The organism is Polaromonas sp. 39-63-25 (assembly GCF_002278925.1).
Taxonomy (GTDB): domain Bacteria; phylum Pseudomonadota; class Gammaproteobacteria; order Burkholderiales; family Burkholderiaceae_C; genus Polaromonas.
The window spans coordinates 389741-405444 of the sequence record NZ_NCJH01000006.1 but is presented as its reverse complement, the minus strand read 5'-3'; the positions used below and the strand labels follow the sequence as shown (position 1 = coordinate 405444).

Annotated in this window: 14 protein-coding genes; 7 read left to right on the top strand and 7 right to left on the bottom strand. The window is 62.9% G+C overall.

All coding sequences use genetic code 11. The features are described from left to right. The first annotated feature begins 11 nt into the window (after positions 1-11). From B7X65_RS08410 to B7X65_RS08395, 4 genes are read left to right on the top strand one after another with little or no spacing between them, the layout of a single operon-like run. Complete coding sequence (locus B7X65_RS08410) at positions 12-800, top strand: enoyl-CoA hydratase-related protein (RefSeq protein ID WP_293593836.1); 789 nt, start codon at positions 12-14, stop codon at positions 798-800. Next, complete coding sequence (locus tag B7X65_RS08405) at positions 797-2755, top strand: biotin carboxylase N-terminal domain-containing protein (RefSeq protein ID WP_293593835.1); 1959 nt, start codon at positions 797-799, stop codon at positions 2753-2755. Before B7X65_RS08410 ends, B7X65_RS08405 begins: the two co-directional genes overlap by 4 nt. Continuing rightward, a complete protein-coding gene (locus tag B7X65_RS08400; protein WP_293593834.1) occupies positions 2752-3912 on the top strand; it encodes an acyl-CoA dehydrogenase family protein in 1161 nt (386 codons plus the stop codon). Before B7X65_RS08405 ends, B7X65_RS08400 begins: the two co-directional genes overlap by 4 nt. Then, the gene (locus B7X65_RS08395; protein ID WP_293593833.1) at positions 3909-4400 is read left to right on the top strand and encodes a thioesterase family protein; all 492 of its coding nucleotides are present in this window, start codon (positions 3909-3911) and stop codon (positions 4398-4400) included. Before B7X65_RS08400 ends, B7X65_RS08395 begins: the two co-directional genes overlap by 4 nt. A gap of 42 nt (positions 4401-4442) precedes the next feature. Here the strand turns inward: B7X65_RS08395 and B7X65_RS08390 are convergent, their stop codons facing one another. The 7 genes from B7X65_RS08390 to B7X65_RS08360 all read right to left on the bottom strand — a co-directional run bounded on the left by B7X65_RS08390 (position 4443) and on the right by B7X65_RS08360 (position 12994). Beyond that, positions 4443-5600 carry an ABC transporter substrate-binding protein gene (locus tag B7X65_RS08390; RefSeq protein ID WP_293593832.1) on the bottom strand — a complete coding sequence of 386 codons (1158 nt, stop codon included), beginning with the start codon at positions 5598-5600 and terminating at the stop codon, positions 4443-4445. Between the two features lie 201 nt (positions 5601-5801). Beyond that, positions 5802-7028 carry an ABC transporter substrate-binding protein gene (locus tag B7X65_RS08385; protein ID WP_293593831.1) on the bottom strand — a complete coding sequence of 409 codons (1227 nt, stop codon included), beginning with the start codon at positions 7026-7028 and terminating at the stop codon, positions 5802-5804. 214 nt (positions 7029-7242) lie between these two features. After that, positions 7243-9099, bottom strand: a complete 1857-nt coding sequence (locus B7X65_RS08380; protein WP_293593830.1) for a long-chain fatty acid--CoA ligase — start codon at positions 9097-9099, stop codon at positions 7243-7245. A 139-nt stretch (positions 9100-9238) separates the two neighbouring features. After that, the gene (locus B7X65_RS08375) at positions 9239-10036 is read right to left on the bottom strand and encodes an ABC transporter ATP-binding protein (RefSeq protein ID WP_293593829.1); all 798 of its coding nucleotides are present in this window, start codon (positions 10034-10036) and stop codon (positions 9239-9241) included. Continuing rightward, a complete protein-coding gene (locus B7X65_RS08370; protein WP_293593828.1) occupies positions 10033-10884 on the bottom strand; it encodes an ABC transporter ATP-binding protein in 852 nt (283 codons plus the stop codon). Before B7X65_RS08370 ends, B7X65_RS08375 begins: the two co-directional genes overlap by 4 nt. Then, positions 10881-11957 carry a branched-chain amino acid ABC transporter permease gene (locus tag B7X65_RS08365; RefSeq protein ID WP_293593827.1) on the bottom strand — a complete coding sequence of 359 codons (1077 nt, stop codon included), beginning with the start codon at positions 11955-11957 and terminating at the stop codon, positions 10881-10883. Before B7X65_RS08365 ends, B7X65_RS08370 begins: the two co-directional genes overlap by 4 nt. Positions 11958-12097: 140 nt before the next feature. Further along, the gene (locus B7X65_RS08360; RefSeq protein WP_293593826.1) at positions 12098-12994 is read right to left on the bottom strand and encodes a branched-chain amino acid ABC transporter permease; all 897 of its coding nucleotides are present in this window, start codon (positions 12992-12994) and stop codon (positions 12098-12100) included. A 124-nt stretch (positions 12995-13118) separates the two neighbouring features. Here B7X65_RS08360 and B7X65_RS08355 point away from each other — a divergent pair, with 124 nt between their 5' ends. The 3 genes from B7X65_RS08355 to B7X65_RS08345 are packed head-to-tail and all read left to right on the top strand — an operon-like array spanning position 13119 to position 15693. After that, complete coding sequence (locus B7X65_RS08355; protein WP_293593825.1) at positions 13119-14513, top strand: acyclic terpene utilization AtuA family protein; 1395 nt, start codon at positions 13119-13121, stop codon at positions 14511-14513. Further along, positions 14510-14896, top strand: coding sequence for a hypothetical protein (locus B7X65_RS08350; protein WP_293593824.1), 387 nt, complete (start codon positions 14510-14512; stop codon positions 14894-14896). Before B7X65_RS08355 ends, B7X65_RS08350 begins: the two co-directional genes overlap by 4 nt. Then, a complete protein-coding gene (locus tag B7X65_RS08345; protein WP_293593823.1) occupies positions 14893-15693 on the top strand; it encodes a crotonase/enoyl-CoA hydratase family protein in 801 nt (266 codons plus the stop codon). Before B7X65_RS08350 ends, B7X65_RS08345 begins: the two co-directional genes overlap by 4 nt. The last annotated feature ends 11 nt before the right edge of the window (positions 15694-15704 follow it).

The window sequence follows — 15704 nt, the reverse complement described above, 5'->3', positions numbered from 1 at the left end:
TGAGCACGGCCATGAGCGACAAGCTGCAGATCACCCGCTCCGGTGAGGTCGAACACTGGACCCTGCACGATCCGGCCACGCGCAACGCACTGACCGACGAGGTGGTGGCGGCGCTGGCACAAGCCTGCGCACGCGCCGCGCAGGACAGGGCCTTGCGTTTTGTCGTGTTGCAGGGGAGCGGCGGTGCATTTTGTGCAGGCGGCAGTCTGGGTGGCTTTGCAAAGTCGATAGGGCAGGCCTTACCGCTCGGCCAAACCGATCCGCTGATTGCCATGAACGCAGGTTTTGGCCACCTGCTTGGCAAGCTGTGCGCCCTGCCGCAGATCCTCCTTGTGGCCGCAGACGGGCCGGCCATGGGTGGCGGGCTGGGGCTGCTGTGTTGCGGCGACTTCGCGCTGGCCAGTCCGAGCGCCGTGTTTGCCACGCCCGAGGTCACGCTGGGTGTGGTGCCTGCGCAGATTGCGCCTTTTGTACACAGGCGTCTGGGTGACAGGCTGGCACGGCAGCTGATGCTGTCCGGAGAAAAACTGGTCGCTCAGCAAGCCCTGGCACAAGGTCTTGTGGACGAGGTTGCCGACGATCTGCCGGCCGCCGTGGCGCGGCGCATCAGCGCGCTGCGCCGGGCGGCCCCGGGCGCCGTGGCCCACACCAAGGCTTTGCTTTACATGCTGAATCAGGCTCCAGCCCATGACCTGTCTGCGCAAGCTGCTATCAAATTTGCAGCAAACCTGCGCAGTCCCGAGGCCGCCGAAGGCCTCGCGGCCTTTGCCGAAAAACGCAAGCCCGGGTGGGCGGCATGAGCACCACAACCCCGACCATCAACATCAGCCGCCTGCTGATCGCCAACCGCGGCGAGATCGCCCGCCGCATCATGCGCACCGCGCACCGCATGGGCATGGCCACCGTGGCCGTGTATTCCGATGTCGACGCGCAGGCCCTGCACGTGCAGGAAGCGGGCAGTGCGGTGGCGCTGGGCGGCACGCTCTCAGCCGATTCCTATTTGCGCATCGACAAGTTGTTGGCTGCCGCCAAGGCGGCCGGCGCGGATGCGGTGCATCCCGGCTATGGTTTCCTGAGCGAAAACGCGGAGTTTGCCCAAGCTGTGCTCGACGCCGGCCTGACCTGGGTCGGGCCACCACCGGCGGCGATTCGCGCGCTGGGCAACAAGAGCAGTGCCAAGAATCTGGCGCTGCAGCAAAACGTGCCCTGCCTGAGCGGTTACCAGGGCCCGGACCAGTCCGACACCTGCTTGACGGCCGAGGCGGACAAACTGGGTTACCCGCTGATGGTGAAGGCCGCAGCAGGAGGCGGCGGCCGCGGCATGCGCCTGGTGCTGGAGCCGTCCCTGCTGCAGGCGGCCCTGCACAGCGCGCGCTCCGAAGCCCTGTCATCTTTTGGCAGCGACGAGTTGCTGCTCGAACGCGCGCTCCTGCGCCCGCGCCATGTCGAGGTGCAGGTGTTTGCCGATGCACATGGCCACTGCATTCACCTGGGCGAGCGTGACTGTTCGGTGCAGCGGCGTCACCAGAAACTGATTGAGGAGTCGCCGAGCCCGGCAGTGAACGCTGAGCTGCGTGAGCGCATGGGTGCGTGTGCGGTGGCGCTGGCGCAGGCGGCCGGCTACGTGGGCGCCGGCACGGTGGAGTTTCTGCTCGACGAGAACGGTGATTTTTTCCTCATGGAGATGAACACCCGGCTGCAGGTGGAGCACCCGGTCACCGAGGCGGTCACCGGCCTGGATCTGGTCGAGTGGCAGTTGCGCATCGCGCAGGGCGAGGTTTTGCCGCTGTGCCAGGACGACGTGGTTTTCCGCGGTCACGCCATCGAGGTGCGCCTGTGTGCCGAGGACGATGATTTTTCGCCGCATGCCGGGCGGGTGCAACACTTCAGTGAGCCGGCGCACGCGCGGTTTGACCATGCGCTGCAGGCTGGCGGCGAGGTCACGCCGTTTTACGACTCCATGCTCGGCAAGCTGATCGTGCATGGAGCCACGCGGGCGCAGGCCATGGACGGCCAGGTGGCCGCGCTGGCCGGCACGCAGGTGCTGGGGCTGCCGACCAACCGCGCTTTTCTGGCGGCGTGCCTGGCGCACCCGGTGTTCCGCGCCGGCCAGGCGCTGATTCCCTTTCTGGCCGAACATGGTGACGGCATCCGCCAGACCTTGCAGGACCAGCAAACGCAGGTGTTGTTGCCCGCCGTCCTGGGGCTGCACTTCCAGGGCGGCGCCGGCGCTGCGCAGTCCTTGCCCTGTCCGTTCGGCCAAGCCCTGCGCGTGCTGCACGGCGAACAGGTGCTGGCCATCACCGTGACGGAAACCGGCGCGGGCTGGCTGGAAGTTTCGTCAGGCGCGCACCGGCACACGGCCGCCTGTGTGCGTGGCAGCGACGGCCGGATGCGGGTCACGGTGGACGGCCTGAGCCGCACGGTGCAGGCCTGTCGGGTGGCCGGCGGGCGCTGGCATGTGCAGGTCGGTGCGGTCGATGTCTGGCTCAAGGACGCGAGTTTTGAGCCTGCGGCCGGAGTCGCCTCCAGCAGCCAGGCCATGGAACTCCGGGCGCCCTTCAATGGCAAGGTGATCGCGGTCAAGGTGAGCGCTGGCGAATCGGTGAAACGCGGCGACACCTTGCTGGTGATCGAGTCGATGAAACTCGAACATGCGGTGTGTGCGACGCGCGATGCGGTGGTGGCGGCCATGGCCGTGGAGCCCGGCCAGCAGACGGCGCCCGGCCAGGTCTTGTTGAGGTTTGAAGCATGAACCCTGACTCCACCGATCTCGACATGCTGGCCGACATCACCGCGTCGGTCCGGCGTTTCGCGCAGAACGACATCGCGCCGCATGTCAGCCAGTGGGATGACGCCGGCGAGTTTCCGCGTGCCCTTTACCACCAGGCGGCCGGGCTGGGCCTGCTGGCGCTGGGGTACCCCGAGGCCCTGGGCGGCAGCCCGGCGTCCTGGCGGCTGCGCAACGCGATGACGCTGGCGCTGTGCCGTCATGGCGGCAGCGGCGGTGTGCTGGCCAGCCTGTTTTCGCACAACATCGGTTTGCCACCGGTCTTGGCCCATGGCTCGGCGGCCTTGCAGCAGGCGGTGATTCCGCCGGTGCTGCGCGGCGAAAAAATTGCAGCACTGGCGATTACCGAACCGGGCGGCGGCTCGGATGTGGCGGCCTTGCGCACGACGGCGCGCCGTGACGGCGCCGACTATGTGATCGACGGCGAGAAAGTATTCATCACCTCCGGCATGCGCGCGGACTTCATCACGGTAGCGGTGCGCACCGGTGAGCCCGGCAGCAAAGGGGCAGGAGGCATCTCGATGATCCTCGTGCCCGGCGACAGCCCAGGCCTGTCGCGCACCCGGCTGGAAAAAATGGGCTGGTGGTGCTCGGACACCGCGCAGCTGCGTTTTGACGGCGTGCGGGTGCCGGCCAGCCATTTGCTGGGCGAAGAAGGGGGCGGGTTCAGGATCATCATGGGCAACTTCAACGGCGAGCGTTTGGCCATGTCGGCCGCGGCCCTGGGTTTTGCCCAGGCCTGTTACGACGAGGCCCTGGACTGGGCGCGCCAGCGCAAGACTTTCGGCAGCACGCTGGTCGACAAGCAGGTCATTCGCCACAAGCTGGTGGACATGCAGATGCGCATCGCCTCCACCCAGGCCTGGGTCGATGCGGTGGCCGACCGTGCCGATGCCGGCGACCAGGGCCCCGACTGGGTCGCCCATGTCTGCATGCTGAAGAACCACGCGACGCAGACCATGCAGTTCTGCGCCGACCAGGCGGTGCAGATCCTGGGCGGCATGGGCTTCATGCGCGGCACCAAAAGCGAACGCATCTACCGTGAGGTCAAGGTCATGATGATTGGCGGCGGCGCCGAGGAGATCATGAAGGACCTCGCTGCACGACAATTGGGCCTATGACCAGAAACACCACACCGCCCGCCGGCACCGTCGAATTCGAGCCCGAGTTCATCGCTGCCCTGAAAACACTTTTTGAAGAAAAAATTGTATTCAACCAGGCCCTGGGCCTGAAGGTGGTGTCGGTTCGTCCCGAAGGCGTTGTTGGCCGCATCGACATGCAGCCTTCGCTGGTGGGCCACTATGCCTACAACCGCATCCATGGCGGGGTCGTGAGCGCGGGGCTCGATGCGATGGCGGGGCTGGCCATCATGGCTGCGATCGGTGCACGCCACATGGATGAAACCCCGGCCCAGCGCATGCACCGCTTCTCGAAGCTGGGCACCATTGACCTGCGCGTGGACTACCTGCGTCCGGCCATCGGCGAGTTTTTTGAACTGCGCGCCGAGGTCATGCGCCTGGGTTCACGCGTCGCGTCCACCCGCATGGAGTTTCTCGGCGCGGACGGCAAGCTGCTGTCCACCGGCGCTGGCGCTTACATCGTGTCATGAAAAAAGCCGCCCGAAGGCGGCTTTTGACGAAAGGCTGTCCGCTTACCTGATGTAGTCGGACACCACTTTCCATTTTCCGTCGGTGATTTGCGACAGGCGCGAAGCATCGCTGCCCAGGCGCTTGGTGGGCGAGAAGCTGGCGGGTGCGCTGCCGAACATGTCGGGCGGAATGCTCATGGTGTCCATGACCTTGATGAAGCTTTCCGTCGTCAGGTTGGTTCCGGCTTTCTGTGCGGCTTTGGCAAAGGTGTCGATGATGTTGTAACCGTAGACCGAGAAAACGGTGGGGTCCTCATTGAACTTGGTCTTGTACTTGTTGGCCCAGAAACGGATGGGCTGCGAAGCTTCATCGAGGTAGGGGTTCTGGACCGTCATGGTGGCATAGAGGCCATTCATGGCCGGGCCGCCCAGCTTGTGGATCAGGTCGGTGTAAGACGCGCTGGAGCCCAGGAAGATCGGGTTGAAGCCGGTTTTGCGGGAGGTACCAATGGCGCCTATGGTTTCACGGATGATGGTGCCCAGCACCACCATCTCGCAGCCGGCCGCTTTCATCTTGGCGACCTGTGACGAGAAATCAGTCGCACCGCGCTTGTACGAGGTTTTTTCCGCAAACTCCATCCCGATGGTTTTCAGGCCGGCTTCCGCGCCCCGCACCACCTCCAGGCCGAACTCGTCGTCCTGGTACATGGTGCAGACCTTCTTGACGCCTTTTTCCTTGGCCAGCTTGGGCGTGGCGTTGCGGACCTGGTCATAGTAGGTAGCCGCAAAGGAATACTTGAGCTTGTGGAAGGGCTCGTACATTTCGCGCGCCGCGGTGATCGGGAAAAAATTGATCACGTTCTTTTCGAACTGGACCGGCATGGCGGCCAGATTCTGCGCCGTGCCGATGTGGCCGACCATCATGAAAATCTTGTCCTGGTTGACCAGTTTCTGCGCGGCCAGAACGGATTTTTTGGGGTCGTAGGCATCGTCTTCAACAATGATCTTGAGCTTGCGGCCGTTGATGCCTCCCTGCTCGTTGATCTCGTCGACCCGCAGCAGCATGCCCAGGCGCGCCTGCTTGCCAAACCCCGCGATGGGGCCGGACAGGTCCTGGATCGAACCCAGGGTGATCTCGGTCTTGCTCACGCCCTGCTGGGCTGCGGCGTAGCCGGTACTGAGCGCCAGAACGGCCAGTGCCAGGGTGGGTTTGAATTTCATGGATGTCTCCTGTAAAACGAGGGTGCTTGCAGCTTGGCATTCTTAACCTTCGCCCGCGCCTGTCAAGCTGGCGTATTCACTTAGGGGGCACCCCTGCCATTGCGGTTCGTGCCTCAAAAAAGAAAAAAGGCCGCCCGAAGGCGGCCTTGTCACATGCGCGACCCTGTCAGGGTTGTTCCTGATCCGGGCGCCGGTGCAGGTTTAGTCCTTGAACTGATCCGAACCAATCTTCCAGGTTCCGTTCTTCTGCAGCACGGGGCGCAGGCCATTGAATGCCACGTATTCGGACACCACTTTCCAGCGGCCCTCCTGCAACTGGGAAAGCCGCGAGAAGTTGTTGCCCAGGCGCTTGGTCGGGCTGAAGCTGGCCTCCGCGGTGCCGAACATGTCGCGCGGGATCACCATGGTGTCCATCGCCTTGATGAAGCTGTCAGTGCTGAGGTCGGTGCCGGCTTTCTGGGCGCCACGAATGAAGGCATCGACGGCGGCGTAACCATAAACCGAGAACACCGTCGGATCATCGTTGAACTTGGTCTTGTACTTGTTGGCCCAGAAGCGGACGGGCTGTTCAGCCGCGTCCAGGTAGGGGTGTTGCGAGGTCATGGTCGTGAACAGCCCGTCCATGGCCTTGCCGCCCAGCTTGTGGATCAGGTCGGTGTAGGCGGCGCTGGAGCCGAGAAAGAGGGGATTGAAGCCGGTCTTTCGCGACTCGCCAATCGTGCCTATGGTTTCGCGAATGATGGTGCCGAGCACCACCATCTGACAGCCAGAGGCCTTCATCTTCGCAACCTGCGAAGAGAAATCGGTCGCGCCGCGTTTGTAGGAGGTTTTTTCGGCGAACGCCATGCCTATGGTTTTGAGTCCGGTTTCGGCGCCGCGCAGCACTTCCTGGCCGAAATCGTCGTCCTGGTAAATGATGCAGACACTCTTGATGTTGCGGTCCTTCACCAGTTTGGGCGTGGCAATGCGGATCTGGTCATAGTAGGTGGCGGCAAACGCGTACTTGAGGCGGTTGAAAGGCTCGTACATCTCGCGCGCCGCGGTGATCGGGAAGAAGTTGATGACGTTCTTCTCGAACTGGACGGGCATGGCGGCCAGATTCTGCGCTGTGCCGATGTGACCGACCATCATGAAAATCTTGTCCTGGTTGACCAGTTTCTGCGCGGCCAGGATGGCCTTCTTGGGGTCGTACCCGGAGTCTTCGACCAGCAGCTTGATCTTGCGTCCATTGACGCCGCCCTGCTCGTTGAGTTCTTCCACGCGTAGCGTCATTCCCATGCGGATCTGCTTGCCGAAGCCGGCCAGCGGGCCGGACAGGTCCTGGATGGAGCCGAGGGTGATCTCGGTTTTGGTGACGCCCTGCTGGGCTGCGGCGTGGCCGGCACTGAGCGCCAGTAGGGCGAGTGCTGCTGTGGTTCTGAAATTCATTGAAGTCTCCGGTTTATAGGTGGGTCTATCGCTGGCACGTGTCAGGCGCGGGCACGCCTGGCATCCTGACGCCAGCAGTCAAATCAGGATGCCGTGGATGGGGGTGGGACTGTTTTCGGAAAAAATGGGCATGAGCAGGCCATCACCGCCAGGTTTGTCTTGCTGGCGACGGTTAAAAGGACGGGGGGAGCCTCTGCGAGGCGGTGTTTTCGGTCTAGCGGTACATCGCTTCGATGGTGTCGGCGTACTTTTTCTCGACCAGCTTGCGTTTGAGCTTCATGGTCGGTGTCAGTTCTTCGTCTTCCGCACTCAGCTGTGTTTCAAGCAGGAAGAACTTCTTGATCTGCTCGACACGTGCGAATTTCTTGTTGACCCGGTCCAGCTCGGCCTGGATCAGCTCCTGGACTTCCGCCGAACGCGTCAGGCTCTGGTAGTTGCTGAAGGGAACGTCGTGGTCCTGCGCATATTTTTCGACGTTCTCCTGGTCGATCATGATGATGGCGGTCAGGTAGGGACGTTTGTCGCCGATCACCACGGCATCGGTGATGTAGGGCGAGAACTTCAGTTCGTTCTCCAGTTCGCTGGGGGTCACGTTTTTGCCGCCGGCCGTGATGATGATGTCTTTCATGCGGTCAGTGATGCGGTAAAAACCTTCCTCGTCCACGAGACCGACGTCACCTGTGTGCAGCCAGCCGTCGGCATCGATGGTTTCTGCGGTCTTCTCCGGCAGGTTCAGGTAACCCATGAAGACATTGGTGCCGCGCACCAGGATTTCACCGGTCGCCGGGTCCAGCCTGACCTCGTTGTAACCGGCCGCCGGGCCGATGGAGCCGGGCTTGATGCGGCTGGCCGGCACACCGGTCGAGGCACCGCAGGTCTCTGTCATGCCCCAGACCTCCAGCATGGGCACACCGAGCGCCATATACCACTTGACCAGTTCCGGTGAGATCGGCGCGGCGCCGGTCACGCAGAAGCGGGCGCGGTGGATGCCTATGAGCTTGCGCGCGTTGTCCAGTGCGATCCACCGGGCGATGGTGAACTTCAGCTTGAGCCAGCTGCTGACCGGCTGGCCGGCCATGACCCGCTCCGCGATGTCGCTGCCCACGCCAATGCCCCAGGCGTAAGCGGCCTGCTGCAGGCGGCTGGCTTCCTTGAGCGCGATCATCACGCCCGAGTAGAACTTTTCCCAGACGCGCGGCACGGCAGTAAACACCGTGGGCGCGATTTCGCGCACATTCTCGGGAATGGTCTCGGGATTCTCGACAAAGTTGAGTTTGGCCCCCGTGTACATGGCGAAGTACTCGCCGCCCATGCGCTCGGCAATATGGCACAGCGGCAGGAAACACATGCGTTCGTCATTTTCGTCCTGTGCCACCAGGGTGTTGTAGCCGCGCGCGGTGAACACCAGGCCCCGGTGGCTGTGCATGGCCCCCTTCGGTTTTCCGGTGGTGCCGGATGTGTAGACCAGGATGGCGAGGTCTTCGGGCTTGCAGGCCTTGACGCGCTCCTCGACCGCACCGGGGTGCGCAGCAAGGTAGCTGCGGCCCAGTTCGCGCAGGCCGGCGAGACTGATGACATCCGCCTCGTCGAGGTCGCGCAGGCCTTCCATGTCAAACACCACAATCTTGCGCAGCCCGGGAAGCTGTGCCCGCACTTCCAGGGCCTTGTCGAGCTGCTCGTCATCCTCGACAAACAGAATGGTCGTGCGCGAGTCTTCGCACAGATAGTGCACCTGTGAAGCCGCATCGGTCGGGTAGATGCCATTGGCCACACCGCCGCAACTGAGCACGGCGAGGTCGGCCAGTACCCATTCGATCACCGTGTTCGAGAGGATGGAGGCGCATTCACCGGGCGCAAAACCAAGGCTGATCAGGCCACCGGCGATCTCGCGCACGGCTTCGCCGGTCTGGTTCCAGGACCAACTGCGCCAGATACCGAGCTTTTTCTGGCGCATCCAGACCTTGTCCTGGCGCTGCGCCACACCGTTCCAGAACAGTTCCGGAATGGTTTCGCCTTCGAGCACCACGCGGGTTTCAGGCTGGATGTGGGAAAGATCCCATAGGTTGCTCATACGTTTCTCCACAGGGCTGTCATCCCGGATCTGATCCGGGATCCATGCCTCGCGCGCAAATGCAGTTCGGGGGAGATGGATTGCGGATCAAGTCCGCAATGACACAAGCAGGAGGATGCAACTCGGAAGTACATATTGTTCAACGCCACGTTTTCTTTTTCTTCCAGCGCCGCTCGCTGCGCACACCGTCTTCCTTCATGCCCAGGTAGAACTCCTTGATGTCTTCCTTTTCCCGCAGGCGGGCACAGGTGTCTTCCATCACGATGCGGCCGTTTTCCAGCACATAGCCGTAGTCGGAGGCATTCAGGGCCATGTTGGCGTTCTGCTCGACCAGCAAAATGGTGGTGCCGCGTTCGCGGTTGATACGCACCACGATCTCGAAGATCTCCTTGGTCAGCTTGGGGCTGAGGCCCAGACTGGGTTCGTCCAGCAGGATCAGGTCGGGCGAGGCCATCAGCGCGCGCGAGATCGAGAGCATCTGCTGCTGGCCTCCCGAAAGCAGGCCGGCGTCCTGCAGCGCACGCTCGCGCAGGATGGGAAAGTAGCCGAAGACCACCTCGATGTCCCGCGCCACGCCATCGCGGTCCTTGCGGGTATAGGCGCCCATGAGCAGGTTGTCGCGCACGCTGAGCAGCGGGAAGACTTCGCGGCCTTCGGGCACATGGCTCAGGCCCTGCTGGACGATGTAGGCCGGGTCCTGCGCCGTGATGTTGCCGCCCTTGAATTCGATCGAACCCTTGCGCGGGTCGATGATGCCGGAAATGGTTTTCAGGATGGTGGTTTTGCCCGCACCATTGGAGCCCAGCACGGTCGCAATTTCGCCGCGGCGCACCTGCAGACTGACGCCGCGTATGGCCTTGATGGGGCCGTAGGAGCTTTCGACGTTGAGCAGCTTGAGCACGGGCTGGTCGCTCACAGGGGGTGGTACGGCGCTCATGCGTCCACCTCGCTTCGCAGGATGGGGGACTTGTGTTCGCGCCGCAGCGAGGACACATCATCGATGGAGCCGAGATAGGCCTCGATCACGCCGGGGTCGTTCTGCACCTCGCGTGGTGTGCCCATGGCCAGCACCTCGCCCTGGTTCATCGCGAGCACGCGGTCGGAGACCTTGGAGACCAGCGTCATGTCGTGCTCGACCATCAGCACCGTGATGCCCAGTTCGTTCTTGATGTCCTGGATCCAGAAGGCCATGTCGTCGGTTTCCTCCACATTGAGCCCCGAGGAAGGCTCGTCAAGCAGCAGCAGTTTGGGTTCGGTGCACAGGGCCCGGGCCAGCTCCACCACCTTGCGCACGCCGTAGGGCAGGCCGGCCACATAGGAGTCACGGTGGTGTTGCAGGTCCAGCAGGTCGATGATCTGCTCGGCCTTTTCACGCGCCTGAATTTCGGCTTCGCGCGTTTTCTTCGTGAAGAAAATTTCGCTCCACAAACCGGTCTGCCTGTGCGTGTGCCGGCCGATCAGCAGGTTGTGCAGCACGGTGGCATGCTCAAACAGCTCGATGTTCTGGAAGGTGCGTGCGATACCGAGTGCGGCGATCTTGTGCGGTGGCTGGTCGGTCAGTTTGGTGCCCATGTAGTCGATGTCGCCAGATGTCGGTGTGTAGATGCGGCTGATCAGGTTGAAGACGGTCGTCTTGCCGGCGCCATTGGGGCCGATCAGGGTGAACACCTCACCTTGTTTGACATCGAAGCTGACATTGTTCACAGCCAGGACGCCTCCAAAGCGAACACTGAGATTTTTTGCGGACAGCAGGGGCTGCATGGCGGATGGTTGTATGGCGCTCATTTCAGGCGATCCGACTTTTGAAAAGATTTCTGGCGCTTGAACATGCCCTTGCGGTAGAAGGGAAAGGTCTGCAGGTAGGTGCGTATCTTGAGCCAACGCCCATACAGGCCCAGGGGTTCAAACAGGACAAAACCAATCAGCACCAGGCCGTAGACCAGGCCCTGCAGGCCGGGCGCCTGCCCGATGAAGTCCGGCAGGTAGTCCTTGACCAGCGCAATGGCCTGCGGCATCGAGATCAGGAAGATGGCGCCAAGGAAAGCGCCGTGCACCGACCCCAGGCCGCCGACCACAATCATGAGCAGCAGGTCGATGGACTGCAGGATGTTGAACTGCTCAGGTGAGATGAACTGCAGCTTGTGGGCGTAGAGCGCCCCGGCAATGCCGGCCAGCGCGGCTGACAGCGCGAACGACAGGGTTTTGTAGCGGGCCAGATGGATGCCCATGCTTTGTGCCGAAATTTCCGAGTCGCGAATCGCCACGAAGGCGCGCCCGGTGGGCGACCGCAGCAGGTTCAGAATGGCCAACGTGGCGCCGATGGTAATCACCAGGCAAAGAAAATAGAACTCTTCGCCGCTGCCCAGCTTCCAGCCGAACAGGTCGGGTGCCTTGATATGGATGCCCGAGTTGCCGCCGGTGACAGACTCCCACCGCGCAAACACTTCTTCGACGATGAAACCGAAGGACAGTGTGGCAATGCCAAGGTAGATGCCCTTGACGCGCAGCGCCGGCAGCCCGACCACCAGGCCCACCGTGGCCGACAGGCCCGCCGCACAGGCCAGTGCAATCGGGAAGGGCACGCCGGCATTGGTCATGACCGCCTGGGTGTAGGCACCCACCCCGAGAAAGGCCGCGTGGCCCAGTGAAAACAGGCCGGTGAATCCGGCCAGCAGCATCAGGCCCAGGCCGGCGATGGCGTAGATCAGGATGAAGGTCAGCTGTGCCAGCCAGTACTCGGCGAAGAGCCAGGGCGCGGCGACCAGCAGCAACACCAGCGCGCTGTACCAGAAGATGTGGCCGCCGTGCTTGGCAAGATTGATGTCCTGCCCGTAATCGGTCTTGAAGATAAAGCGCATGAGTTATTTTTCTGATTGCAATGACAACGGGCGTGAGATCCCCAACTTCAAGCAGGGGCCGCGGAACCGGCTTTGCCGGGCCGCAGGCGCAGCGGCCCCCCCGGGGGGCAGCGTATTACACGAAGTGAAAAGCGTGGGGGTCATACCTTCTTCCGCAGTTTTTCGCCGAACAGCCCATTGGGTTTGACCATCAGCATGATCAGCACCACCACGTAGGCAGCGATGTCCTTGATGCCATCCGGCGCATAGAAACCGGCCAGCGATTCGACGATGCCGATGATCAGGCCACCGACGATCGCACCGGGCAGGCTGCCGAAGCCGCCGACCACCGCCGCCGGAAAAGCCTTCAGGCCGATGAAGCCCATGTTGGCGTGCACAAAGGTGATGGGCGCGAGCAGCAGGCCGGCGATGGCGGCCACAGCAGCCGCCAGGCCCCAGACCAGGCCGTTGAGCCGCTTGACCGGAATGCCCATGTAGTAGGCAGCCAGCTGGTTCTGTGACGACGCCTGCATGGCAATGCCCAGCTTGCTGTATTTGAACAATGCAAACAGCAGCAGGCACAACACGGCGGTGCTGCCGATGACGGCCATCTGTTCGACATTGAGGATCAGGGCGCCCTGTGCATTGGCATCGCCGCCGATCTGCCAGATCATGTCCTTGTAGGGCACGGGCAGTGTGTGGGTTTCAGTGCCTATGCCGGGAATCATGGTGATCAGCCCGCGCGCCACGTAGCCGACACCGATGGTCAGCATCACAATGGAAAAAGCCGGCTGGCCCAGGATGGGCCGTATCACCAGCCGCTCGAGCAGCACACCGAAGAGGGCCATGCCGGCGATGGCGCTGAGGATGGCCAGCCAGAAGGGGAAGCCCAGCATGGTCATGCAGGCCAGGCCGCCAAAGGCGCCCAGCATCATGAGTTCGCCCTGGGCGAAGCTCACCGTTTCGGTGGCCTTGTAAATCAGGACGAAACCCAGGGCGATCAGCCCGTAAATGCAGCCTTGCGCGATGCCGCTGATGATCAATTGCAATAACTGCACTTTTACTCCACAATAAATTTTTACAAAGCAGGCGCTTGGTAAAAATAAGCCATAGCCGGAAGGCGGGACAGGCCGCTTTTTTTTCTGACTCGAATCTGACGGGACTGATCATGAGCTGCATTCAATGAAAAAATCAATCCGGATTGGTGCCGGGTTGGGTTTCTACGGAGACGCATGGGAACCGGTGCTCGCAAGCATCGAACGCGGCGGGGTCCAGTACATCGCCAGCGACCATCTTGCGGAGCTCACTTTGGCCATCCTTCAAAAGGATCTGCAGCGCGACGCTTCCCTCGGCTACGCTAGGGACGTGGTGCCCATGCTCATGCATTTGTGGCCCGCGATGGTGCAGCGAAAAGTGCGCTTCATCTGCAACGCCGGCGGGCTCAATCCGGCCGGCGCGGCAGCCGCTGTTCGCGACGCTTTTGCAGCAAAAGGATGGACCGCGCGCGTCGCCGTTGTGACAGGTGATGAGGTCATGGGGCAGCTGTCCGGCCTGGCACCGGCACACATGTTTAATGGCGCGCCTTTCGATTCGGTGCGTGAGCGCATGGTGTTTGCCAATGCCTATCTCGGCGCGCGTCCCATCGTCTCCGCATTGCAGCAGGGTGCCGACATCGTGATCACCGGCCGTGTCGCCGATGCCGCCCTGTTCCTGGGACCGCTGGTGCACGAGTTCAACTGGAATCTCGGCGACGCAGGAGACACGGCGACACCGGCCGACCTGAACCGGCTGGCGCAAGGCCTGGCGGTCGGGCACCTGCTCGAATGTTCGGGCCAGGGCAGCGGCGGCAACTTCGGCAGCGCCGAAGCCTGGAAAGCCATTCCCGACCTGGCCCACATCGGCTACCCGATCGCCGAGGTCAGCGAAGACGGCGATGCGGTGATCATGAAGGCGCCGGGCACGGGCGGGCGCATCAACTTCGACACGGTGCGTCAGCAACTGCTGTATGAAGTGCACGACCCGCACCAGTATTTTTCGCCGGATGTGGTGCTGGACCTGTCCACGGTCCGGCTTGAGGACCTGGGCCAGGACCGGGTGCGTCTGACCGGCGCGACCGGCCACCCGCGCACGGACCAGTTGAAAGTCGTCGGCGGTTACCGCGACGGTTTCAAGGCCGAGGTGACCTGGGGCTTCAGCTGGCCCGATGCGTATGACAAGGCGCTGGCGGCCGTCGAGATGGTGAAGGCGCAACTGGCCGACAAGGGCGTGCCGTACGAGGCTTTGTTTGTCGAGTTCCCGGGCTTGAATTCAGCGCACGGTGCGCTGGCGCCCCTGCCCGATGCACAGGCGCTGGCCGGGCTCAACGAAGTCTGGGTGCGCATGGTGCTGCGCACGCGCGACAAAAAAGCCGCCGACGGTTTCGGGCGGCTGTTCCCGTGGATGGGACTCAGCGGGCCGGCTTACACCTGCGGTTTCCACGGCCTGCACAACACCAGCGAGCTGCTGGGCATCTGGCCGGCCCTGATCGATCGCAGCCTGGTCGAGCCCAACACCCGCGTGGAGCTGCTGCAGACATGACAACCCCCACTCAAAAAATCCAGCTTGTCAGGCTGGCCCACGCACGCAGCGGCGACAAGGCCGACTGGGTGGACTTCGGCCTGTTTGCCTGGAACGCGGCAGGTTACGCCGTGCTGGCGCGCGAGGTCACCGCGCAGCGTGTGGCAGAACACTTCGCACCCTGGCTGCCGGGTGAAGTCGAATGCTGGACCCTGCCCAACATCCTGGCGATCAAGCTGGTGCTGCACGACGCGCTGCAGGGCGGCGGTGCGCGCAATCTGCGGCTGGACAACCTGGGCAAGTCCATGGCGGCTGCCTTGTTGCGCATGGAGATTGATGTCAACGCCGACGAGCTGGCGGCGTGTCTCGCCGCGCCGCGCGTCGGCTGGTGGGGAGACACATGACAGTCCATATAGAGAAGGATGGCGAGGTGACCCTCGTCACCCTGGAGCGCCCCGAGGTGCGCAACGCGGTGGACGCTGAACATGCGCGTGCCTTGTATGAGGCCTTCCTGGCCTTCGATGCCGACAACAGCGCGAAAGTCGCGGTGTTCCACGGTGCGCACGGACATTACTGCGCCGGCTGGGATTTACAGTCCGGCGCGAAGATGCTGAACGAACCACAGGACGCCGGGCCGGATATGTTTGCCGCGCTGGATTTTCAGGCCGAAGACAGCCAGCCATTGGGCCCGATGGGTCCGTCCCGCCTGCTGCTGTCCAAACCGGTGATTGCCGCGGTCAGCGGCGCAGCCGTCGCCGGCGGCATGGAGCTGGCGCTGTGGTGCGACATGCGGGTGATGGAGGAAGACGCCTACTTCGGCGTTTATTGCCGCCGTTTCGGCGTGCCGCTGATTGACGGCGGCACGGTGCGCCTGCCGCGCTTGGTCGGCATGGGCCATGCCATGGACCTGATTCTGACCGGGCGCAAGGTGGAGGCGAAGGAGGCGCTGCAGATGGGCTTGTGCAACCGGGTCGTGTCCAAAGGCACGGCACGTGAGGCGGCGCTGTTGCTGGCGCGGCAGCTGGCGGCGTTCCCCCAGAAGACCATGCTGGCCGATCGCCAGAGTGCTTATACCCAGTGGGACCTGCCCATGCCGCAGGCGCTCAAGCAGGAATGGGACCGCGGCCGGGACTGCATCGGCGAGGGCCTGCAGGGCGCGGCCCGTTTTGCCGGCGGCCAGGGGCGGCACGGCAAGTTTTAATGATGAAATTG